Source organism: Lawsonibacter faecis (assembly GCF_014287675.1).
Lineage (GTDB): Bacteria > Bacillota > Clostridia > Oscillospirales > Oscillospiraceae > Pseudoflavonifractor > Pseudoflavonifractor faecis.
Map to the genome: position 1 here is coordinate 307,914 of NZ_JACOPQ010000001.1, position 20,237 is coordinate 328,150.

Annotated in this window: 22 protein-coding genes; 9 read left to right on the plus strand and 13 right to left on the minus strand. The window is 61.2% G+C overall.

What is annotated here, in order from left to right:
- Positions 1-34: 34 nt before the first annotated feature.
- From H8S62_RS01425 to H8S62_RS01475, 11 genes are all read right to left on the minus strand, one after another.
- On the minus strand, positions 35-1,507 hold the full coding sequence (locus tag H8S62_RS01425; RefSeq protein ID WP_155145531.1) for an L-fucose/L-arabinose isomerase family protein: 1,473 nt from the start codon (positions 1,505-1,507) through the stop codon (positions 35-37).
- Between the two features lie 14 nt (positions 1,508-1,521).
- Positions 1,522-2,514, minus strand: a complete 993-nt coding sequence (locus tag H8S62_RS01430) for a dihydroxyacetone kinase subunit DhaK (protein WP_155145003.1) — start codon at positions 2,512-2,514, stop codon at positions 1,522-1,524.
- Positions 2,511-3,167, minus strand: a complete 657-nt coding sequence (dhaL, locus tag H8S62_RS01435; RefSeq protein ID WP_155145001.1) for a dihydroxyacetone kinase subunit DhaL — start codon at positions 3,165-3,167, stop codon at positions 2,511-2,513. The genes H8S62_RS01430 and dhaL overlap by 4 nt, the downstream gene beginning before the upstream one ends.
- Before the next feature lie 28 nt (positions 3,168-3,195).
- Positions 3,196-3,921 (minus strand): ABC transporter ATP-binding protein, encoded by a 726-nt coding sequence (locus H8S62_RS01440; RefSeq protein ID WP_155144999.1) that lies wholly within the window; start codon positions 3,919-3,921, stop codon positions 3,196-3,198.
- Positions 3,896-4,690 carry an ABC transporter ATP-binding protein gene (locus tag H8S62_RS01445; RefSeq protein WP_155144997.1) on the minus strand — a complete coding sequence of 265 codons (795 nt, stop codon included), beginning with the start codon at positions 4,688-4,690 and terminating at the stop codon, positions 3,896-3,898. The genes H8S62_RS01440 and H8S62_RS01445 overlap by 26 nt, the downstream gene beginning before the upstream one ends.
- Before the next feature lie 9 nt (positions 4,691-4,699).
- Entirely contained in the window at positions 4,700-5,695 is a 996-nt protein-coding gene (locus tag H8S62_RS01450; RefSeq protein WP_155144995.1) for a branched-chain amino acid ABC transporter permease, read from the minus strand.
- Between the two features lie 4 nt (positions 5,696-5,699).
- Entirely contained in the window at positions 5,700-6,584 is an 885-nt protein-coding gene (locus H8S62_RS01455) for a branched-chain amino acid ABC transporter permease (RefSeq protein WP_155144993.1), read from the minus strand.
- Positions 6,585-6,658: 74 nt separating this feature from the next.
- The gene (locus tag H8S62_RS01460) at positions 6,659-7,840 is read right to left on the minus strand and encodes an ABC transporter substrate-binding protein (RefSeq protein WP_173023424.1); all 1,182 of its coding nucleotides are present in this window, start codon (positions 7,838-7,840) and stop codon (positions 6,659-6,661) included.
- A gap of 58 nt (positions 7,841-7,898) precedes the next feature.
- The gene (locus H8S62_RS01465; RefSeq protein WP_155144989.1) at positions 7,899-8,381 is read right to left on the minus strand and encodes an L-2-amino-thiazoline-4-carboxylic acid hydrolase; all 483 of its coding nucleotides are present in this window, start codon (positions 8,379-8,381) and stop codon (positions 7,899-7,901) included.
- 27 nt (positions 8,382-8,408) lie between these two features.
- Positions 8,409-9,419, minus strand: a complete 1,011-nt coding sequence (locus tag H8S62_RS01470) for an aldo/keto reductase (RefSeq protein WP_155144988.1) — start codon at positions 9,417-9,419, stop codon at positions 8,409-8,411.
- A gap of 260 nt (positions 9,420-9,679) precedes the next feature.
- Positions 9,680-10,672, minus strand: coding sequence for a helix-turn-helix transcriptional regulator (locus H8S62_RS01475; protein ID WP_155144986.1), 993 nt, complete (start codon positions 10,670-10,672; stop codon positions 9,680-9,682).
- A 299-nt stretch (positions 10,673-10,971) separates the two neighbouring features.
- Between H8S62_RS01475 and H8S62_RS01480 the strand changes: the two genes are divergently transcribed.
- The 3 genes from H8S62_RS01480 to H8S62_RS01490 are packed head-to-tail and all read left to right on the plus strand — an operon-like array spanning position 10,972 to position 12,532.
- Positions 10,972-11,445, plus strand: coding sequence for a sigma-70 family RNA polymerase sigma factor (locus H8S62_RS01480; protein ID WP_173023785.1), 474 nt, complete (start codon positions 10,972-10,974; stop codon positions 11,443-11,445).
- The gene (locus H8S62_RS01485) at positions 11,442-12,233 is read left to right on the plus strand and encodes a hypothetical protein (protein ID WP_155144984.1); all 792 of its coding nucleotides are present in this window, start codon (positions 11,442-11,444) and stop codon (positions 12,231-12,233) included. The genes H8S62_RS01480 and H8S62_RS01485 overlap by 4 nt, the downstream gene beginning before the upstream one ends.
- Before the next feature lie 38 nt (positions 12,234-12,271).
- Positions 12,272-12,532, plus strand: a complete 261-nt coding sequence (locus H8S62_RS01490) for a hypothetical protein (protein WP_155144982.1) — start codon at positions 12,272-12,274, stop codon at positions 12,530-12,532.
- A 55-nt stretch (positions 12,533-12,587) separates the two neighbouring features.
- Here H8S62_RS01490 and H8S62_RS01495 read toward each other — a convergent pair whose 3' ends face one another.
- Complete coding sequence (locus H8S62_RS01495; protein ID WP_155144980.1) at positions 12,588-13,100, minus strand: cysteine hydrolase family protein; 513 nt, start codon at positions 13,098-13,100, stop codon at positions 12,588-12,590.
- Positions 13,101-13,345: 245 nt separating this feature from the next.
- Here H8S62_RS01495 and H8S62_RS01500 point away from each other — a divergent pair, with 245 nt between their 5' ends.
- Both H8S62_RS01500 and H8S62_RS01505 read left to right on the plus strand, forming a co-directional pair.
- The gene (locus tag H8S62_RS01500) at positions 13,346-14,245 is read left to right on the plus strand and encodes a ribokinase (RefSeq protein ID WP_186918259.1); all 900 of its coding nucleotides are present in this window, start codon (positions 13,346-13,348) and stop codon (positions 14,243-14,245) included.
- Between the two features lie 159 nt (positions 14,246-14,404).
- Complete coding sequence (locus H8S62_RS01505; RefSeq protein ID WP_155144976.1) at positions 14,405-15,040, plus strand: sigma-70 family RNA polymerase sigma factor; 636 nt, start codon at positions 14,405-14,407, stop codon at positions 15,038-15,040.
- Between the two features lie 53 nt (positions 15,041-15,093).
- On the opposite strand, the gene H8S62_RS01510 is transcribed toward H8S62_RS01505, so the two are convergent.
- The gene (locus H8S62_RS01510) at positions 15,094-15,708 is read right to left on the minus strand and encodes a nuclear transport factor 2 family protein (RefSeq protein ID WP_243141670.1); all 615 of its coding nucleotides are present in this window, start codon (positions 15,706-15,708) and stop codon (positions 15,094-15,096) included.
- A gap of 463 nt (positions 15,709-16,171) precedes the next feature.
- Here H8S62_RS01510 and H8S62_RS01515 point away from each other — a divergent pair, with 463 nt between their 5' ends.
- From H8S62_RS01515 to H8S62_RS18455, 4 genes are read left to right on the plus strand one after another with little or no spacing between them, the layout of a single operon-like run.
- Complete coding sequence (locus tag H8S62_RS01515) at positions 16,172-17,245, plus strand: TRAP transporter substrate-binding protein (protein ID WP_155144973.1); 1,074 nt, start codon at positions 16,172-16,174, stop codon at positions 17,243-17,245.
- A gap of 30 nt (positions 17,246-17,275) precedes the next feature.
- Positions 17,276-17,824 (plus strand): TRAP transporter small permease, encoded by a 549-nt coding sequence (locus H8S62_RS01520; RefSeq protein WP_155144972.1) that lies wholly within the window; start codon positions 17,276-17,278, stop codon positions 17,822-17,824.
- 4 nt (positions 17,825-17,828) lie between these two features.
- Positions 17,829-19,109: a TRAP transporter large permease gene (locus tag H8S62_RS01525; protein WP_155144970.1), complete on the plus strand. Its 1,281-nt coding sequence runs from the start codon at positions 17,829-17,831 to the stop codon at positions 19,107-19,109.
- 47 nt (positions 19,110-19,156) lie between these two features.
- Positions 19,157-20,212: an NAD/NADP octopine/nopaline dehydrogenase family protein gene (locus H8S62_RS18455; protein ID WP_155144968.1), complete on the plus strand. Its 1,056-nt coding sequence runs from the start codon at positions 19,157-19,159 to the stop codon at positions 20,210-20,212.
- Positions 20,213-20,237 lie beyond the last annotated feature (25 nt).

A 20,237-nucleotide genomic window follows, 5' to 3' on the forward strand; every position in this document is an offset into this window, starting at 1 on the left:
CATAGTTCTCTCAATCATTCTCCTGTTATCTGTCTCAGCGGAAGGGATTTTCGCCGGGATAGGGCAAGCCGGAGGGGCGGTTATAGCCGACCTCTTCGGCGCCCAGCAGTCGCAGGACCTCGAAGATCGCCGCGCCGTGTCTCCCAAAGGCCACCGCCGCGTGGTGCGGGAAGCCCCGCTCCAGGAGCACATGCCGGTAAAACCGCCCCATATCCTGTACGGCAAAAACGCCGATGCCGCCAAAGGACCGGCAGTCCACATCCAGCACTTCGCCCTGGGCCGCATAAGCAGTCAGGCGGCAGTCGGCGGTGCCCTGGAGTCGGTAGAGGGTCACGCCGCCGGGAATAATATTCCCGTTGAGCGTGCCCATAGAGGTCTCCATCCCGGCCGTACGGCACATGATCACATGGTGGCCCAGGCGGCCCCTCCGCAGCCGGGCGGACGAGGTGTTCCCACAGTGGAAGCCCATGAAGACGTCGGTAGCGGAATAGGGGTAGCGGGGGGCAATCTCCGAGGCGTAGAGGTCGGCGGGGACGGTATTATTGATATCGAGAAGGGTGACGATATCGCCGCTGACGCACATACCCAGATACTCGCTGAGCGCGCCGTAGACATCCGCCTCGCAGGAGACGGGAATCCCCCGTGCCGCCATACGGCTGTTGTTATAGCAGGGCACAAAGCCGAAGAAATGCTGGTAGGCGGGCCAGCACTTGTTGGCGAAGACAACATAGTCCTTAGCCCCTTTGTGTGTCTCGGCCCAGTCCAGGAGGGCGAGCTCATACTGGGCGAAGCGCTCCAGCAGCGGGGCCTCCGGCGCGCCGCCCGGCAGCAGCTCCGCCGCCATCTCCTCCATCACCCCGGGGATGCGGGGGTCTCCCCCGTGGGCCAGGAACGCCTGATAGAGGTCCAGCTCGGAGTTCTCCTCAATCTCTGTTCCCAGGCCGAAGAGGGGCTTAATCGGGGCATTACACGCCATAAAATCCTGGGGCCGCGGGCCAAAGGTGATGATTTTCAGTCCAGCCGCGCCCAGAAGAGCCCGGGCAATGGGCAGGAATTCACCCATCATCTCCGCCACCGCCCCGGCGTCACCCACAGGTGCCGCCGGGATATAGGCGCGGACGCTTCTCAGCTTCAGGTTATAGCTGGCGTTGAGCAGACCGCAGTAGGCGTCGCCCCGGCCCTCCAGCAAGTCCTCCCCGCTCTCCTCTGCGGCGGCGGCGAACATCACCGGACCGCCGAACGCCTGGGCAAGCAGGGTCTCAGGCGTTTCGGGCCCGAAGTTGCCGAGATAAACGGCCAGGGCGTTGGCCCCCGCCGCCCGGAGCTCAGCCAGGGCGGCGCGCATGTCGTCCTCGTTCTCCACGACGGTCCGGAGCTCATAGAGCTCCCCGTAACGGGCGCGGTAGGCCTCCGCCACCCGGCGGCGGCGGTTCTCTGAGAGGCTCTTGGGAAAGCAGTTGCGGCTCACCGCAACAAGGGCCAGTCTGACCCTGGGCAGATTATTCAGCATCCTTCTTCCCCCTATCGCCGGTAGTGCGGGGAACTGCACGGGCGGTCGAAGTACCCGGCCAGTTCGCCGTCCAGCCTCAGCAGAGAGATGGACGCGCCCGCCATCTCCTGACTGGTGACATAGGAACCCACCTGCATATCGTGGATTTCCACACCTGCGCAGTCCAGCCGCTGCCGGAGGCGGCGGTTCATTATGTAGAGCTCCATCAGCGTGGTAGAGCCCAGCCCGTTGACACAGGTGCACACCCGGTCCCCGGCTGATACGCCGGTCTCGGCGAAGAGGGTATCCACCAGCAGATCCGTCAGCTCGTCCGCGCCCGGCAGGGGCATACGGCGGATGCCCGGCTCACCGTGAATCCCCAGCCCGAATTCGATCTCGCCCTCCGGCAGCGTGAAGATCGGCTCGCTCTCGCCGGGGATAGCGGCACCCGCCAGACCCACGCCGATGCTGAAGACGCCGTCCCGCGCCTTGGCGGCAACCCGCCAGGCCTCGTCCAGGGAGAGTCCGGCGGCGGTCGCCGCCCCGGCGATCTTTATGACAAACAGGTCCCCGGCGATCCCCCGCCGGTCCTTGATGCGCTGCGCAGGGGCGGAGGCCACGTCGTCCCAGACCCGGACGGTCCTGGTGGGGACGCCCATTTCCTCCAGCATCTCCGCGGCGATGTCAAAGTTCAGGTTGTCCCCGGAGTAGTTGCCGTAGACAAAGAGGACGCCCTTCCCCGCGTCTACTGCGCGGGCCGTCTGGACAATGGTGTTGGGGTCGGGGGAGGCGAACACGTTGCCCGCCGCCGCCGCGTCCGCAAGGCCGTCGCCCACAAAGAAGGTGAACATCGGCTCGTGCCCGCTGCCGCCGCCGATGACCAGGGCGACCTTGTCCCGGACCTGTCGCACCCTCAGCCCGGATACGCCGGGCACCCGCTCGCAGGTGCCGCCGTGGGCGGCGAGAAAGCCGTCCAGCATCTGGGAGGGGCAGGCTGCCGGGCTGTTCAATATTTTTTTCGTCATTTCCCATCCTCCTGACCTCCGCGCCGGACGCAGAAGTCCCTCATGGCGCGGAAAATGATGTGGGTGGAGGCCGCCCCCGCATCCATATGACCCAGGGCCCTCTCCCCCAGCGACTTAGCCCGGCCAAACCGGGCCACAAGGTTCCTGGTGGACTCCGCGCCGGCCCGCGCGGCCTTCTCCGCAGCGCCGAGCAGCCCGCAGAAATCATTGCCGGGAAAGGCCTCCATTGCCTCCACTGCGGGCTGGAGTGCATCCACCATGGTCTTGTCGCCCACATGGGCGCCGCCCCGCCGTTGGACGGCGCTCAGGCCGCCCGCCATCAGTTCGGTAAAGGCTGCGCAGTCCAGGGCCGGGCTCGGACTGCGCCCCTTGGCCCCCCCGGAGAACAGCGTGCCGAAAATTACCCCGGAGGCGCCGCCCATGGACATCATCATGGCCATTCCGGCCTCGCAGAACAGGCGGTATACATCGCTGCCGCCCTCCAGGGTCTGAAGCGTCTCCCGGGCCTTTCCCATGCCCAGCGCCATAGCGATACCGTGGTCGCCGTCGCCAATGGCGCGGTCCATCTCGGTTAAATAGGGCTTGCTCTCGATCACCCGGTCCGCCACGTACAGCAGCAGCTCGCGGGCGTCGGCGGCAGTCAGTCGTTCCATCTGTGCACCCTCCTGTTCCATACGGCGCTCACCGGACTGCCGGCTTGGTCCGGCTGCCCAGGTACTGGGAGATGATATCCTCGTTTTTCAGCAGATTGGCCCCGGTATCGGTGGAGACAATCCTTCCGTTCTGGATGACGTAGCCCCGGTGGGCCACGGAGAGGGCCATCACCGCGTTCTGCTCCACCAGGATAATCGTGACGCCCTCCTTCTGAATATCGGCGATGATCTCGAAAATCTTTTCCGTAAACAGGGGCGAGAGACCCAGGGACGGCTCGTCCAGCATGAGCAGGGTGGGCGCCACCATCAGAGCGCGGGCGATGGCCAGCATCTGCTGCTCGCCGCCTGAGAGGGTGCCGGCGTACTGGGATGCCCGTTCTTTCAAAACTGGGAAGCGGGAATAGGCCCGCTCATAGCCCGCCTCCACCTGCTCCTTGCCGGCCAGATAGCCGCCTGCCCGCAGATTCTCACGGACGCTCAGCCTTGGGAACACCTGACGCCCCTCGGGACACATGACGATGCCGCTGCCGACAATTTTGCTGGGCTTGCCGCCGCGAATATCGCGGTCGTTGAAGAGGATTTCCCCCGAAGTGTGCTTGATGGAACCGGCGATGGACTTGAGGAAGGTGGACTTGCCCGCTCCGTTGCTCCCGATCAGGGCGATGATCTCCCCCTGCTCCACCTCCACCGAGACGTCCCACAGCGCCTGCAGCCTGCCATAGAAGGCGTCAAGGTGATTTACCTGCAATAACATCCTGCATCCCCCTCTTCCCGATATAGGCTTCTATCACCGCCGGATCCCGCTGCACCTGCTCGGGCATGCCCTCGCTGAGCATCCGGCCGTGGTCCATCACATAGACATAGTCGGAGATGCTCATTACAAGGCTGATGTCGTGCTCAATCAGCAGAATCGTGAAGCCCCGGTCAATCAGATGGGCCACGAAGACGCTCAGCTCCTCCGACTCCAGGGGATTCAGGCCCGCGGCTGGCTCGTCCAGCAGCAGGAGCTTGGGCGCGCTGGCCATGGCTCGGACAATCTCCAGCTTCTTCTGCTGCCCGTAGGACAGTGCGTCGCACCGCTCATAGGCCAGGTGGGACAGGCCCAGCTCCTCCAGCAGAGCCAGGGCCGCCGTGCGGCTCTCTTCCTCCACCCGGCGCTTCCTGCGGGTATTGAACACAATATCCAGTGGAGAGTAGCGAATACGGTATTGATTGCCCACCATCACGTTGTCCAGGACGCTCATTGCGCTGTAGAGCCGAACGTTCTGGAAGGTCCTGACGATGCCCCGCTTCACGTAGTCGTAGGCCTTGAGTCCCTCCAGCGGCGCGCCCTCAAAGCCGATGGTTCCGGCGTCCTTCTCATAAAATCCGGTGAGCAGATTGAATACGGAAGTCTTCCCCGCGCCGTTGGGACCGATTAGGCTCACGATTTTCCCGCGGGGGATGCGCATACTGATGTCCTGCACGGCGGCAATGCCGCCAAAGGATTTACAAAGTCCGTTTACGGTCAGAATATCGTCCATAGCTTCCCCTCACCCCCGGCCTGCCGGGCCCGCCAGGCCCAGCTTCTTCCTGAGCTTTTTCCTGTAACCGCTGAGCCTGACGAAGAGGGGAAACTGCGTGAAGTCAATGGCCTTGGAGAGCATGGCCAGCACCAGGATAATACCGTAGACCAGCAATCGGTAAGTATTAAACCCGCGCAGCGCCTCCGGCAGGATGGTCAGTATAAAGGCCACGATCACCGTGCCGTACAAGTTTCCCATTCCGCCCAGCACCACCATGGCCAGAATGGTGGTGGACACGTCGGTATTGAACACGTTGGGGTCGATATACATGATAAGGTGGGCATAGAGCGCGCCCGCCACCCCGGCGAACATCCCGGCGATGGTGAAGGCAATGAGCTTGGAGCGGTGAACGTTGATGCCCGCCACCTCGGCGGCAATCTCGTCGTTCTTAATCGCCCGGAGCTTCAGCCCGAACTTACTGTGCTCAATATTGCTGAGCAGGACCAGGGCCAGAACGGTGATGATGAGCGCGTAGGGGTAATACCTGGAGTTGGTATTCAGCGTCACGCCGAAAAACTCCGGCATGGGGATACCGCTCAGGCCGATGTTGCCGTTGGTAAGATCAATCATGTTGATGAGCAGCAGACGGACCACCTCGGAGAAGCCCAGAGTGACCACCGCCAGATATCCGCCGGTGAGCTTGAGGGAGGGGTGCCCTATTAGGAGTGCGAACACGCCCGCCACCAACGCCGCGCAGGGCAGGCCCAGCCAGACCGGGAGCCCCGCGCGCATGGAGAGCAGGGCTGAGGTGTACGCGCCGATGGCGTAAAAGGCAGCGTGGCCCATCGAGACTTGTCCGGTGATGCCGGAGATCAGGTTTAAACTGCCCGCCAGGATGGAATAGAGGAAGCATAGGATCAGCACCCGGAGCACATACTCGGAGATACCCAGGAAGGGCATGACGATGAACACCGCCAGCAGGAGAAGCAGAAGGGAGCTTTTAATCTTTTTCGCTCTACTCATTTCGTCACACCTTCTTCTGCACTTTTTTGCCCAGCAGGCCGTCCGGCTTGATGGTGAGAATTAAAATCAGTATGACAAAGGCCACCAAGTCCCGCATGTCGGAGGAGACGTAGCCCGCAGTCAGGGTCTCAGCCTCGGCGATGATGAAGGCACCCAGAGCCGCGCCGCTGAGGTTGCCGATGCCGCCGATGACCGTGGCGCCGAAGGCTTTGATGGCGATCTTCACGCCCACCGAGATGTCCACCCCCCTAAAGCTCATACAGGAGAGAATACCCGAGAGGGCAGCGAAGACGGAGCCCAGGAAAAAGGTGAGTGAGACGATGCGGTTGACGTTGATGCCCATCCATTCCGAGGCGTCGGTATTCTGGGACACGGCCCGCATGGCGATGCCCACCTTGGTCTTCTTGATGAAGAGGCTCAGGGCGATCAGCAGCGTGGCGGACAGGACGATAATGAGCACCTGGATATAGGTGACGGTAAAGGGGCCCACGGTGAAAAACTCCCCCTCGAAAAAGGAGGGGTAGAGGTGGGTGGTGGACCCCATGGAGAGAAAAAGGACGTTCTGCAGGATAATGGACACGCCCATAGTGCTGATAAGCCCGGTGAACTTGGGCAGATTGGCTTTGCGCAGGGGCAGCAGGGTGGCCTTCTCATAGCCGATGCCCAGCAGTCCTACAAAGAGCAGGATGGCAGCCAGGGAGATATACCAGGGCCAGCCCAGCATGACGACCAGAATGTAATAGCCGAAGGCGCCGGCCATATATACCGATCCGTGGGCAAAATTGACCAGCTCCAGAATGCTGTAGACCATGGAGTAGCCGATGGCGGTGAGGGCATAAATGCTGCCCAGAGCGAGGCCGTTAATCAAAAGCTGGATAAAATAGTTCATAGCACACCTCCTAAAATTGTTGAGCGCTATTCACCACAAATAGCGCTCAACAATACGCTTACAGGCGGAACGGGCTATTCGACGGCCTCGAACACGCCGTCCTTGACGATGTGCATATACACCCGGTCCCGGACCAGCCGCTGGTTCTCGCCGAACTCGCCGGCCATGGTCTCGCCGTCCCAGTAGCCCAGCTCCGTCATATAGTCCTGGAGGCCCTGGGTGGTGTCGATTCCCTGCTCCAGGGCGTCCACCATCATGCACATGGCCTCATAGGGCTGTACAGAGTAAGGGGAGGGTTCCTCGCCGTCCCACATATCATTGTAACGCGCGCGGAATTTGACGATATCCTCGTCGCTGCTGAAGCAGGACCAGATGCTTTCGCAGTAAACCCCCTCGGCGGCCTCGCCGGCGGACGTGAGGAAGGTGTCCACAAAATTGTCATTGTTTACGCACCAGATGACCGAGTCGTCAAAACCAATCTGGGCCCGCTGAATCAGCATGGCGGAGGTGTCGGCGTACTGTACGCACATGCAGACTACGTCCGGGTCGGCCGCCTTGACCTTGGTGAGAATGGAGGTAAAGTCGCGCACCTGGCCGTTAATATAGCTCTCGGAGATGACCACCTCGCCGCCGGCCTCCTCCACGCCCTTGACGACCGCGTCGCGGATGATAAAGCCATTGTCGGCATTGAGGTGGATGAGGGCGATCTTCTTTCCGCTCAGATCCTCTACCAGGGCCTTGCCCAGAAGGTAATACTCAATGTCTGCCTGGAGGCTCATGGCCCAGCTTGTGCCGCCCGCCACCGAGCAATTGGCGTGGCTGGCGGTGGGGACGAAGTGGAGCATATTGTTCTTGCGGTATACCTCGCCGCTGGAGATGGACGCGCCGCTGGCGAAGCTGGAGAAGACAAAGAGATACTTGTTCTCATCGCAGATCTTCTGGGCGATGGTGGCAGACTCGGTGGAGTCGCCCTTGTCGTCATACTGGTCCACCACGATTTTGCGGCCGTTGATGCCGCCGGCCTCGTTGACCTGATTGACCTTGGTCATGACGCCATGGTAGATAAATTCGCCGTACATTGCATTGTCGCCGGTAAAGGGGGCGACAATGGCCACATAATAGGGTTCCTCGGCGGCGGCCTGGGAGGTCCGGGGAGATTGGGAGGGCTGGGAGGTCTGCTGAGCAGGCTGGCTGCAGCCCGCCGGAAGCGAGAGGCAGAGCGCAAGGGCAAGAACCGTTGCAAGTAGCTTTTTCACCGTAACTCCTCCAATCATAATTGCCTGTGTCGAAAGCAAACGGGGATGCGGGGCGGTTTTACCTCTTCGGTGTGACGCGGACGATGCAGCTGTCGCAGCCGCCCGCGATGGTCTGGTCCAGATGGAATTCCAGGCTGGGATCGCTGAACATGCCGCGGTCGCCGTCCATCGCCATGTCGCACAGGAGCTTGATGTACTCCGGGTCGTCGGTCTGCTTCTGCCAGGCAGCCACCAGGGGGCAGTAATGGAACACCACGGTGGCCTGATCCTCGGTGATGTCCACCTCCTGTTCGAATACTTTTCGGCCGATCTGGTGGAAGACACTCTCGCAGTAGTCCTTCAAGCTGTCCGTCTCGGGCTTCTGGGACCTGTGGAAGCATCCGCAGCGGTAGATGGCGTCCCGGGCAAATTCGGGGTCCAGGCCCCGTTTCCTGGCCTCGTCCACCAGAAGATACATCCAGGTGGCGCGGTGTTCGGTAGCGCTTCGGAAGTCGGTAACGTGCTCGTCATCCAGGTACTGCTTCGGTTTAATAGGTTCCATCGTATCACTCCTTTCATTTCTTTAAGTTCAAAAGCGCATATAGGCCTTGGGCGCCTCACCGCCGGGGCCGGGGAATATTTCGTCCAGGGCGCGGAGGAAGTCGTCGTCCAGCTTGAGCTCCGCCGCCCGGACGCTCCGTTCCAGCTGCTCCACCGTTCTGGGGCCGATGATTACCACGTTGACGTAGGGATTATGGCAGACCCAGGCCATCGCCACGTCGGACTGGAGGAGGCCCGCCTCCTTACAGAGCTTGTCGAACCTCACAAGCTGCTCCCGGTAGGGTCCTTCGTTATAGACGCCCATGGTTTTGGAGTAGATATTGTCGCCTGCGGCCCGGGTGCCGGGCCTGGGATTCAGGGCGTTTTCGGTGAGGTATCCGCCGCAGAGCGGATTATATGCCGAGATGCCGACGCCCAGCGCCCTGGAGGCGGGGAACATCTCCAGTTCAGGGAGACGGCAGAAGAGGTTATACTTGTGCTGCTCCACCACCATGCCCAGGAAGTGCCGCTTCTCAGCCTCAAACTTGGCTCTGCACAGCTCCCAGGCGGAAAAATTACTGCTCCCCGCGTAGTAGATTTTCCCCTGTGCAATCAGGTTCTCGTAGGCGCCCCAGATCTCGTCCCAATTGGCCTGACGGTCCTCATGGTGCATGGTATAAAGCTCCAGGCGGTCAGTGCCCAGCCGCTTCAGTGAGCGCTCCAGGGAACGGCGCATCTTGTAGGCTGAGAGGCCCATCGCGTCGTTCACGCCGTCGGCCTCCTCCTCCACCTCTAGGCCAAACTTGGAGGCGAGGATTACGCTCTCTCGCCGCTTGTCCCCTTCCCGGAACCAGCGGTTCATCATCTGCTCCACCCGGCCGCGGAGGCCCACCCCGCCGCCGTAGTTGTTCGCCGTGTCGAAATAGGTAATGCCCAGCTCCCGGGCCCGGTCCATGATGGCGAAGGCCTCCTTCTCGGTGTTCATCTTGCCGAAGGTCATGGTGCCCAGCGCCACCTTGCTCACCTTCATGGTGGAGGAACCGAGATTGACATACTGCATATCGATCTTCCTTTCCTTTTATTCTTTCAGCGGACCTTCCGCCTAAAGACAATTATGCAAATAGTATGAATAACGAAAGCGATCCAGGATATGTTTTGTGCAACTTTCAATTATGATTTTACGCTGAGGCAGGCCCGGTAACAATAACTCCAATCCACTAATAACAGTGCATTTTCTCACATCCGAAAAAAAGAGCAGACGGTTCCGTCTTTTGGACGGAACCGTCTGCTCTTTTTGAGTCAGCAGCGTGTGCACGGGCGTCAGCGCCGCTCTTCGCATGTGCGCAAAATGGGCGCGTGCTTGCGGAAGGAGGTGGGCGAGACGCCGAAGTGCGTTTTAAATGTGCGGTAGAAGTTCGCCGCATACCCGAAGCCGGAGCACTCGGCGATCTCGTCGATGGACTGGTCTGTGTTGAGCAGGAGGAAGCAGGCATTGTGCATCCGGGCGTTGCGCACCAGGTCGGAGAAGGTCTGCCCCGTCTCCCTGCGGATAAGGGAGGAAAGGTAGTTTGCATTATAGCTGAAGTGCTCCGCCACCGCCTTCAGGCTGATATCCGTGAAGTTCTGGCCGATGTACTGAATCATCTGCCGGAGAGGGGCGGAGTAGGTCTCGGACTTGTCGTGGAGCTGATACCGCTTGCGGGCGATGAGGCCCAGAATCCGCACCAGTGAGCACTGGACCAGCTGTTCCGCGCACACCTCGTCGGTTACATAGTCGATGAGCATGGTCCTGAAGGTGTTCTTGATGCAGGGATCCTCATCGCAGTTGACGATGACAAACTGCCGGCTCTGCTCCTCAAAAAAGGGCCGGAGGACAAAGTCGATCATGCCGCCGTCCTTGGGCAAAAGGTGGACCAGGGTCCGCATCATCAGGTCCGGCTTTACGAAGATGGAGATCATCACCGCGTCGTCGATATCGTCCACATAGAGGACCGTGTGGGGGGTGCCGGGCTGCATGATATAGATGTCCCCCTGCTCAAGAAAGCACTCACGCTCCTCCATCCGGACCGCAAACCGCCCCTTAAAGGCATAGTTGATGACAAAGGCCTCATGCCGGTGGCTGCTCCTGCCCGTGGAGTAGTTGAAAATTTCCTTGTTATAGGCGAAGATGGTGATATCGGTACTGCCGCGCCGCTTGCTGACGGGGCCCTTCTCCGTCAGGACCTGATCGTTCTTGTCGGAATAGTAGACCCAGTCGACCTCTTTATACTCTTTGAACAATTCCCCGAGTACCGATTTCAAGCTGTCATCCATTGCGCTCCCCTATTCCAAGTCCACATTATTCTGTCTCTTACTCAACATCCTCTGTCAGGATATACCGTCGAAACGCGGCGTTTTTTGTCCCTTGGAAATATTTTAAGGTAACGCATGGCAAATAGCAAGTGAAAAGTCGCACCACGGTTTTGGTAATATATTCCTCGGTCTATAGACACGGCAGCGATAGACGCACTTGTATAAATGGAGTAGGATGGAGATCCGTTTAAAAATTATTTGCTTCCGGTGGGAAAAAACGGCCTGCCGGATCGTGTTATAGGTGAAAGGGGTTGAGGCAAGTGAGTTCGTTTGGTACCAATGAATCCATTTGCCGCATCGTCGACCAGTACAGCCGGATGCTTCAAAAGCTGGCGCTGACCCGTCTCCCGCCCACAGACGCGGAGGACGTGGTCCAGGAGGTTTTCTTGAAGCTGATGACCGCGCGCCCTCATTTCCGGGATGAGGGCCACGAAAAAGCCTGGCTCATCCGCGCCACCCTGAACCGCGCCAGCGACGTGCGCAGGGCGGCGGAGCGGAACAATCTCCCCCTCGACGAGGTGGAGCTGCCCGCCCAGGAGGACGTCCCCCAGCTCCTTTCGGCCGTACAGGCCCTCCCCAGCAAATACAGCGCTGTCATCCATCTTTTCTACTATGAAGGCTATTCCATCAAGGAAATATCGGAAATTCTGAAACTGCCTGCTTCAACCGTGGGTACGCGGCTCTCCCGGGGACGGGAGAAGCTGAAGGAACTGCTAAAGGAGGACGCCTCATGAACCGTGACGACTACCGCGCCGCACTGGACCGGATCGAACTGAGCGAGGGCTTCCGGCAAGACACCATTCAAAAACTCACACGGGCGGCAGGGCAGCAAACAAAAAAGGAGACTGTTTTTATGAAGCCCAGACGCACTTTCAAAACCGGCCTGCTGGCCGCCGCTCTGGCGGTCGCTCTGATCGTATCCGCTGCCGCCGCCGTGTACCTGCTCACCCCAAAGGATGTCGCCGCTCACAACGATGACCCCGTATTGGCCGATGCCTTTGCCAGCGGCGGGGCGATCTTGTCCAACCAGACAGCCGAGTCGGAGGGCTATACCTTTACCCTGGGCGGACTGGTCAGCGGAGCGGGCATCTCCAAGTACGCCCAGGACGTGGACGCGGCACGCACCTATGCGGTCGTCTCCGTGGCCAGGACCGACGGCACGCCCCTGGAAAATCTTGATGCCCCCTTCCACCTCTCCCCCCTGGTGGCGGGCTTTCAGCCCCACATGGTCAACGCCTGGACCTTGGGCGGCGGTTATACCTCCTTCCTGAGCGGCGGCGTGGCCTACTATCTCTTCGACTGCGAAAGCCTTGAGATTTTTGCCGACCACACCGTCTATCTGGCCGTCGGGCAGGAGCTCTCCGCAGGCAGCGATACCTTTGCCATGGCGGAGGACGGGGCCATCTCCTTTGTCGAGGGGTATGAGGGTCCCCACGCCCTCTTTACCCTGCCCCTGGACGCCTCCAAGGCGGACAGTGCCGCGGTGGACCAGTTTCTGAAGGATACCGGCCTGATGCCCTGATAACTCAAATACTGACCGAATCAGAAAGGCGGATGAATATGGCGGCAGCCCGCTCCACCAGCCCCGCTCAGGGCCGCTCCACCTGCGTTGTGGGGCGCTGCTCCATCCCTGTCCGTCCGGTGAGAGATCTGCCGGACGGCGGGGTCTGCCTCGTATGCGGCTCCGTCCGTGAGCAGGGCGGAGGACCATCCGGCTGCAAGGTTTACCAACTGGACGACTACCGCGCCGCGGTCAGGCCTCCCCCGCCGGACCGGCGGCGCAGGCGCAGCTTCTTTCTCGCGCGGCTGTTTCGTCCGTGAATATAAATGGCAGGAGGCAGCTCCCAATTGGGAGCTGCCTCCTGCCGTCTCTGATTTAAATCACATCCACCTGACAGCCCCGCATGGCCTTGAGGGCGTTCTCGTGGCTCTCGGGTGTGACGCCCGCGCAGCAGGCGGCGTCCACCAGAACCCGCGCCTCGGGGAAGCGCGCCTTCAAAATCATGGCGTTGGAGATGACGCAGATATCGGTGCACAGACCCACCAGCTCAATCTCCTCCGGCTCGCCCAAATTGGCCGCAGCCTCCGCCAGGTCCAGAGAGCCAAAGGTGGGCTTGTCCACCAAAGCAGCGTCCCCAACGTCCAGGGAGGAGGTAATCTGCCACCCCTCGGTGCCCCAGATGCAGTGGGGCACGCTCAGGCGCCTGCCCTCCTGGGTGTCCAGATAGTCAGCCCCGTGGGTGTCCCGGGTGAAGAGGACCTTCCAGCCCTCCGACCGGCGTGCGGCCAGCTTGTCCGCCACGGCGGGCACGATTTTGACCGCCTCGGCGGTCCCCAGCGCCCCGTCAATAAAGTCGTTCTGCATATCAATTACAATGAGAAGTTTCATACCGTACGCCTCCGTTTTCAGTGTATTGCTATCATAACCTGAATCCAGCGGCAAAACAACTCTATTTTAGACATTCCTTCTGCCGCGGCCGAAGCTCCCTCTATATGGCACATGATTTCTTTGATCAAACATTTGACTTCGTCTCCTTGTCCCGGTAAACTAAGCGTATATGGACTGTAGAACCAGAGCTTCCACAATGAATTTTCCGTGCCCTGCAGCATTTCCCGCTGAAGGAGGTTTCAGAGATGAATCAGATCCTCTGCATCGGCTCGGTCAATCTGGACCACACCTATCAGGTTCCCCACATCGTCCGGCCCGGAGAGACCATCGCCTGCGCCGGCTACCGCCGCCACTGGGGCGGCAAGGGGCTCAACCAGGCCCTCGCGCTGGCCCGGGCGGGGGCGGACGTCCACCTGGCCGCCAGAGTCTCCGCCGCCGATCTGCCCGCCCTGGCGGCTCTGGGCGCGGAAAACGGCCTTGACACCGCCCTCACGGAGGGCTGCGCCTCCCCCACCGGCCACGCCGTTATCCAGGTGGACGGCAGCGGGCAGAACTGCATCGTCATCTACGCCGGGGCCAACGCCACCCTGGACGGCGATTTCGTCTCCGCCGCGCTGGCCCCCTTCGGCCCGGGAGACCTGCTTCTCCTCCAGAATGAGGTCCGCGACGTGCCCGGCATCCTCCGCGCCGCCAGGTCACGGGGGCTGACCGTGGCCCTCAACCCCTCCCCCGTCGACCCGGCCATGCGGGACTGGCCTCTGGAGGAGGCGGACCTTCTCATCCTCAACGAGGTGGAGGGTGAGGCCCTCACCGGCAGCGCCGAGCCGGACGCGATTCTGGACGCGCTGGCCCGGCGCTGCCCCAGCACCCGGCTGGTCCTCACACTGGGCGGCAGCGGCTCCCGCTACCGCTTCGGCGGGGAGTCGCTCACCCAGCCCGTCTTCCGCGCCACAGCCGTGGACACCACCGCCGCAGGCGATACCTTTACCGGCTACTTCCTCTCATCCTTCGTAAAGGACCGGACGGATATTTCCGCGGCTCTCTCCTCTGCGGCAAAGGCGGCGGCCATCGCCGTCTCCCGCAGGGGGGCCGCAGACTCCATCCCGTTCGCCGCGGAGGTGGCGGACTCGCAGCTGCGTCCATAGCCGTCCCCGGCCCGACTGAGCGATGAACGTCCCCCGGCGGCCCTGAGGCCGCCGGGGGACCATTGCCTATGGGTGATTTTATGCGATTGACATTTGATTTGGGGCCTGATAGAGTTAATCAGACACAGTTCGACATTTACCACAGGAGGGGGCATCCGTATGCAGCCGAAGGAAGAACCCGCCGCCGTCCCCACCGACGAGGCGCTGGCTCTGGCCGCCGCCGGCGGCGACCGCCGGGCAGAGGATCTGCTGGTGGCCAAGTACACCCGCTTTGTCCACGCCAAGGCGCGCCCCTATTTCCTCAGCGGCGGTGAGCGGGAGGACATTTTTCAGGAGGGTATGATCGGCCTGCTGGAGGCGGTGCGGGGCTTCTCGCTGGAGAAGCACGTCTCCTTCATCGCTTTCGCGGACCTGTGCGTCACCCGCCAGATTCTGACGGCGGTGAGGACCTCCAGCCGGAAGAAGCACCAGCCGCTCAACTCCAGCGTCAGCATCGATCACGCCGCGGGCGGCGGGGAGGACAGCGGTCTGCTCCTGAGCATCCCCGCCGACGGGGCGGAGTGCGAGCCGGAGACCATACTCCTCCAGGGTGAGCGGCGGCAGAAGCTGGCCCATCTCATCGCGGAGGCCCTCACGCCCCTGGAACAGACGGTCTTCGCCGGATATCTCCACGGCCTCACCTACCAGCAGATTGCCCAGGCTGCCCAGTGCAGTGTCAAGTCGGTGGACAACACCCTGCGGCGGGCGAAAAAGAAGCTGGAGGCCCGGATCGGCGGCAGCGCCGAGGATCGATAGTACGATAAAGCGCCCCCGGGAGAGAAATTTTTCTCCCGGGGGCGCTTTTTTGTTCAGACGCCCAGCCAGCGGCTGCTCTCCTCGTAGAGCTTCCGGACGCTCTCGGGCCGATCCTCGCCGGCCATCTCGCCGTTGGGCACGCCGCCGTACTTCACCTGGCGGAGCATCATGTTGGCATAGGTGGGCCGGAACCTGGCCAGCTCCTCACGGCTGGCGTGGAAGGTGCCGTCGGTAAAGGCGGACTTCATGGTGTCCTTCTCGTAGACGGCGTCCATGGTGACAATTTTCCAGAGTCCATCGCGCTTTTCCACCCGGTAGTGGAGCCTGGTATGGGTGGACAGGTCCACGGTGTCGCCGTCCACCTCACAGCGGATCTGGATCGCGGTGATGCACTCCACAACGGCGCGGGCCCCGTTTTTCCAGACCAGGGTATCAAAAATTTTGTGCTTGGCGGGGGCGGGACGCTTTCGCGACCCCTCGATGAACGCATCCACGCCGCCCTTCATCCAGGAGACCACCACATAGGCGTCGTCATGGTAGCAGGTACGCATCTCATCCCAGTGCATATAGTCCCTGCAATACCGCTCAAACTCAATGAGCTCCCGGATATTAACCTTGTCCATCACGTCTTCCATTGTGTTTTCGCCCATGCGGCACTGATAAAACATGGAAAAACACCTCCAATCGTATTTTTGTGCGGATGAATACCGCTTCTGCCCTCCCGGGCGGCCCGACGCTGAATCGGCTTGGGGATTTGGTCGCTGGTCAGACGGTTTCTCCGGGCGTATTTGACAAATAACGCGTCAGTTTTTGCTGCTCATATAATTAATTCTACAACCCTCCTCCTTTTCCCTCTGTGCAGAAGTACAAATCGCCCCCTGTTATCGCCGCAAAATCTGTTCCGGCGCACCACGGCGGTTCTCATTTTTTCTTTTTATTCTTAAGACTAATAATTTGCCGTAATATTATGTCGAATTTAGTCTTAGGACCAGAGGAGTTCAGGGCGGTTGTGTCGAATTATTAAGCATAGTAATTGGGCGGGCGAATATATCTCCGGTGCCGCGTCAGAAAAGCTGCTCACTTTTCCGCCTATGCCGGGGAACTAAGAAATGAAAAAAAGGAGACTATGAAATGAAACATACCTGGAAGCAGCTTCGAACCCTTATCTCCTCCGCAGCCGCGGCCTCCCTGCTCCTCGTCTCCCTGTCCGCATGTCAGTCCGGCCAGCCCGCCGGTTCGCCCGCCGGCGGCGATTCCTCCAAGCCCTCGCAGGCCGTCACCATTAAGGTGTCCCACACCAATGCCGAGGGCGGCGGCACCGATCTGGCCGCCAAGGATTTTAAGGCCGCCGTGGACGCCGCCGACGCTTCCCTGGATATCCAGCTCTACGGCAATAACCAGCTGGGCGCGGAGCGCCCTGTGTTTGAGAGCGTGCTGACCGGCACCGTGGAGATGCAGATCATCAGCACCTCCGTGCTGGCCACCGTCATCCCCGAGGCATACGTGATGAACGTCCCCTTCCTCTTTAATGACGTAAACCAGTTCTGGGAGGTGGTCAACACCGACGCGTTCTACGACGTCTTCTCCACCTCCTTTGAGGCCAAGGGCCTGCACTTCCTGGGCTTTATGAACTGCAACGACCGCGCCGTGGCCAATACCGTGCGCGAGATTCACACCCCCGAGGATATGCACGGCATGAAAATCCGCGTGCTGGAGGGCGAGGTGTATACCGACCTCTTCACCGCCCTGGGCTGCAACACCTCCGTGGTCCCCATCACCGAGCTCTACACCTCCCTCTCCCAGGGCATGGTGGAGGGCGAGGACCTGGGCATCGCTTACCTGGTCCCCAACAAGTACGTGGAGGTTGAGAAGTACTACACCGACACCAACCACACTATGCAGCCCCTGGCCGCTATCGTCAACCTGAGCGTTTGGAACAAGCTCTCCGCCGACCAGCAGAAGGCGCTGGAGGACGCCGTAAAAGCCGCCGGCGACGGCGCCCGGGACCGCTACAGCTCCCTGCTGGAGGAGTACTACGCCACCGCCGAAAACGACTACGGCATGGTCATCACCCACCTGACCGACGAGGAGCGCCAGGCCTTCAAGGACGCCACCGCCGACGTCTCCGAAAAGTACGCCAATCTAAACGAGGGGTGCAGGGCCACCTATGACGTGATACAGGAAATCATCACCGGCGGCAAGTAACGGCCGCCCCGAGAGAAAGCGAGTGGGACAATGTATCGTGCGATCAAACGCGTTTACAAGAAGATAGACCTCATCGAGCAGTACCTGCTGGGCGGCATCTTCCTGCTGCTGTCCATCGTCATCTTCTACACCATCGTCAACCGCGCATTCGGCGGGATTGGCCTGACCTGGCTGGAGGAGTTCGCCCGCTCCATCCTGATCTGCACCACCTTTTACGCGGGCTGCGTCGCCACCAGCGAGGACCGCCTGACCAAGCTGACCCTGATTCCCGACATGCTGAGCAAGAAAAAGGCCGCCCTGCTGCGGCTCGTCACCAACCTGGCAAGCGGGCTGTTCATGCTGTGGCTGGGCATTGCCGCCGTGCGCAACACCGTCAACATCAAGTTTTTGGGCATGGAGACCACCACTCTGGGCATACAGACCTGGGTGCTGTACCTCATCATGACCGTGGGCATTCTGGGCCTGGCCCTGCGGATGCTTATCGGCACCTATGACTATATTCAGCAGTTCCGCGCCGCGGACGACCGCAAGCTCTCCGACCAGGAGAAGTTTGAAGAGCTGAAGGAAAAGGGGGAGTGACGTTATGTGGGGTATTTTAGGCGCCTGCTTCCTGCTCTTCCTCTTTGCGGGCATCCCCATCGCCCTGGTCATGTATATGGCCGCGGCCCTGGGCATCACCGCCTTTGCCGGGTTTGATCCCACCATCCTGGTCCAGCAGCTCTTCAGCGGGCTGGACAGCTTTACCAGTCTTGCGGTCCCCCTGTTCATTATCTCCGGCGGCATCGCCGCCAACGGCGGGACCTCCCGGAGCCTCATCGACGTGATACAAGTGATTTTCGGCCGCTTCCGGGGCAGTCTGGCCATCTCCACCGTGGTCGCCAGCGCCTTCTTCGCCGCCATCACCGGCACCACCCTGGCCACCATCGTGGCCATCGGAGCCATCATGATCCCCGCGCTGCTCAAGGCCGGCTACCCCAAGAAATTCGCCTGCGGCATCGTCTGCGCCGGCGGCACACTGGGCATTCTGATCCCGCCCAGCGTGCCCATGGTCAACCTGAGCGTGGCCATGGGCTCCTCGGTGGCCAAGCAGTTCACCGCCGGCTTTGTGCCCGGCGTCCTCCTGGCCCTCATCTGGTGCGTCATGGTGGTCTTCTACTGCCGTAAGGCCAAAATTGACGACCGCAAGTACTACACCAGGGCCGAGAGCGTCAAGGCCTTCAAGAACGGCATACTGGCCATTCTGTACCCTGTCATTGTGCTGGGCAGCATCTACGGCGGCTTCGCCACCCCCACCGAGGCGGCGGTCATCTCCATCGTCTATGTCTCCCTGGTGGAGCTGTTCTTCTACAAGTCCATCAAGCTCCCGGACCTGCTCAGGTCCGCGGGCCAGGCGGCCGTCACCGGCGGCGGCATCCTGATGCTGGTGGCCGGCGCGAAGGCCATCAGCTGGTTCGTGGCCGCCAACCAAATCCCCGCGGCCGTGGCCTCCTTCATCTCCGCCAACATCTCCAGCCGCTTTGTCTTCCTCATCCTGCTCATCGTCATCTTCCTGGTGTTGGGAATGTTCCTGGATATCATTCCGCTGACCTACATCCTGGGCCCCATCCTGGCCACCACCCTGACCAACTTCGGCGTGGACTTTGCACAGTTCGGCATCATCTGTATCCTCTGCTGCCAGCTGGGCAACCTGACGCCCCCCTTCGGCATGTGCCTGTTCATGACCATGGGCGTGGCAAAGGAGTCGCTGCCCAATGTGGCGAAGGGCGCGGTGCCATTCATCGTCAGCATGGCGGCCTTCGCTCTGGTCTGCGCCTTTGTGCCGCAAATCTCCATGTGGCTGCCCCGTCTGCTTGGCTTCACCTGACCGGCGCAGTCAACTTCGTTCTTCTCAATCATTGGAGGTAATCCCAAGTGAAAAAAATTACAATTGTGGGCTGCGGCAGCACCGGCCATGCCCTGGCCGCCCTGCTGGCCCAGAAGGGGCACGAGGTCTGCCTCACCGACTCAAGCGCTTACGCCGATATGCTGAATGAGAGCGCCCGCATCGGCACCATCAGGCTGGCCGGCTTCGCCCGTGGGGAGGGCACCCCCGCCAGAATCACCGGCGACGTGGCCGGCGCGGTGGGCGCGGCCGAGCTCATTATCTGCTGCACCATCTCCAACCGGGACGAGGAGGTCGCCCGGATGATCGCCCCCTACCTGGATGAGAGCAAAAGCGTGCTCATCGGCGCGGGCAACTGCGGCAGTCTCGTCTACCGCAGGGTCTTCGACGCATGCGGCAGATCCGGCGTGCTGCTGGGCGAGGTGGGGGGCAATTTCTTTCCCTGCCGCCTGTCGGAGGACAGGACCGCCACCATCGGCCTCCCGCTCGGTCCCAAGGCCATCGCCGCCTTCCCTCCCAGGGACACTCCCCGCCTGGCGGAGGCCTTCCGGGAGGTCTGGGAGTTCACCCCGGCAAAGAGCATCCTCCTCGCCGCCTTTAACGGCCCCAACCTCATCACCCACCCGGCGGGCGCGGTGCTGAACGCGGCGGCCATTGAGAACAGCGGCGGCGCCTTTAACCTCTTTCAGGACGGCGTCAGTCCCGGCTTCATACGGCTGGTGGACCGCCTCTGGGAGGAGAAGCGCTCGGTCTTCGAGGCCCTGGGCTTCACCCCCGCACCCTCCCCCCGGAAGATGTTCGAGGGCATTCTGGACGAGCACGACGAGACCTACCGCTACTTCCGCCAGATGGGCGGGCCCGGCAGTCTGGACCACCGCTATATCACCGAGGACATTCCGCTGCTCATCTGTATGTTTATCTCCGTGGCGAGAGCGGCGGGCGTCGCCGTGCCGCTGTATGAGAGCATGGTCAACCTCCTCTCCGCCGTCACCGGGGACGACTTCTACGCCCGGGGCCGCACCCTGGAAAACCTGGGCATGGGCGGTCTCTCCAGAGAAGAGGTCCTGGCCCGCTTCTGCGGCTGACCGGGGGAAGGACATCGGCGCATTC

Coding starts and splice junctions, on each gene's coding strand:
- H8S62_RS01430 (WP_155145003.1), bottom strand. CDS start 2,514: ATGACGAAAAAAATATTGAACAGCCCGGCAGCCTGCCCCTCCCAGATG.
- dhaL (WP_155145001.1), bottom strand. CDS start 3,167: ATGGAACGACTGACTGCCGCCGACGCCCGCGAGCTGCTGCTGTACGTG.
- H8S62_RS01440 (WP_155144999.1), bottom strand. CDS start 3,921: ATGTTATTGCAGGTAAATCACCTTGACGCCTTCTATGGCAGGCTGCAG.
- H8S62_RS01445 (WP_155144997.1), bottom strand. CDS start 4,690: ATGGACGATATTCTGACCGTAAACGGACTTTGTAAATCCTTTGGCGGC.
- H8S62_RS01450 (WP_155144995.1), bottom strand. CDS start 5,695: ATGAGTAGAGCGAAAAAGATTAAAAGCTCCCTTCTGCTTCTCCTGCTG.
- H8S62_RS01455 (WP_155144993.1), bottom strand. CDS start 6,584: ATGAACTATTTTATCCAGCTTTTGATTAACGGCCTCGCTCTGGGCAGC.
- H8S62_RS01465 (WP_155144989.1), bottom strand. CDS start 8,381: ATGGAACCTATTAAACCGAAGCAGTACCTGGATGACGAGCACGTTACC.
- H8S62_RS01470 (WP_155144988.1), bottom strand. CDS start 9,419: ATGCAGTATGTCAATCTCGGTTCCTCCACCATGAAGGTGAGCAAGGTG.
- H8S62_RS01475 (WP_155144986.1), bottom strand. CDS start 10,672: ATGGATGACAGCTTGAAATCGGTACTCGGGGAATTGTTCAAAGAGTAT.
- H8S62_RS01485 (WP_155144984.1), top strand. CDS start 11,442: ATGAACCGTGACGACTACCGCGCCGCACTGGACCGGATCGAACTGAGC.
- H8S62_RS01490 (WP_155144982.1), top strand. CDS start 12,272: ATGGCGGCAGCCCGCTCCACCAGCCCCGCTCAGGGCCGCTCCACCTGC.
- H8S62_RS01495 (WP_155144980.1), bottom strand. CDS start 13,100: ATGAAACTTCTCATTGTAATTGATATGCAGAACGACTTTATTGACGGG.
- H8S62_RS01500 (WP_186918259.1), top strand. CDS start 13,346: ATGAATCAGATCCTCTGCATCGGCTCGGTCAATCTGGACCACACCTAT.
- H8S62_RS01505 (WP_155144976.1), top strand. CDS start 14,405: ATGCAGCCGAAGGAAGAACCCGCCGCCGTCCCCACCGACGAGGCGCTG.
- H8S62_RS01510 (WP_243141670.1), bottom strand. CDS start 15,708: ATGTTTTATCAGTGCCGCATGGGCGAAAACACAATGGAAGACGTGATG.
- H8S62_RS01515 (WP_155144973.1), top strand. CDS start 16,172: ATGAAACATACCTGGAAGCAGCTTCGAACCCTTATCTCCTCCGCAGCC.
- H8S62_RS01520 (WP_155144972.1), top strand. CDS start 17,276: ATGTATCGTGCGATCAAACGCGTTTACAAGAAGATAGACCTCATCGAG.
- H8S62_RS01525 (WP_155144970.1), top strand. CDS start 17,829: ATGTGGGGTATTTTAGGCGCCTGCTTCCTGCTCTTCCTCTTTGCGGGC.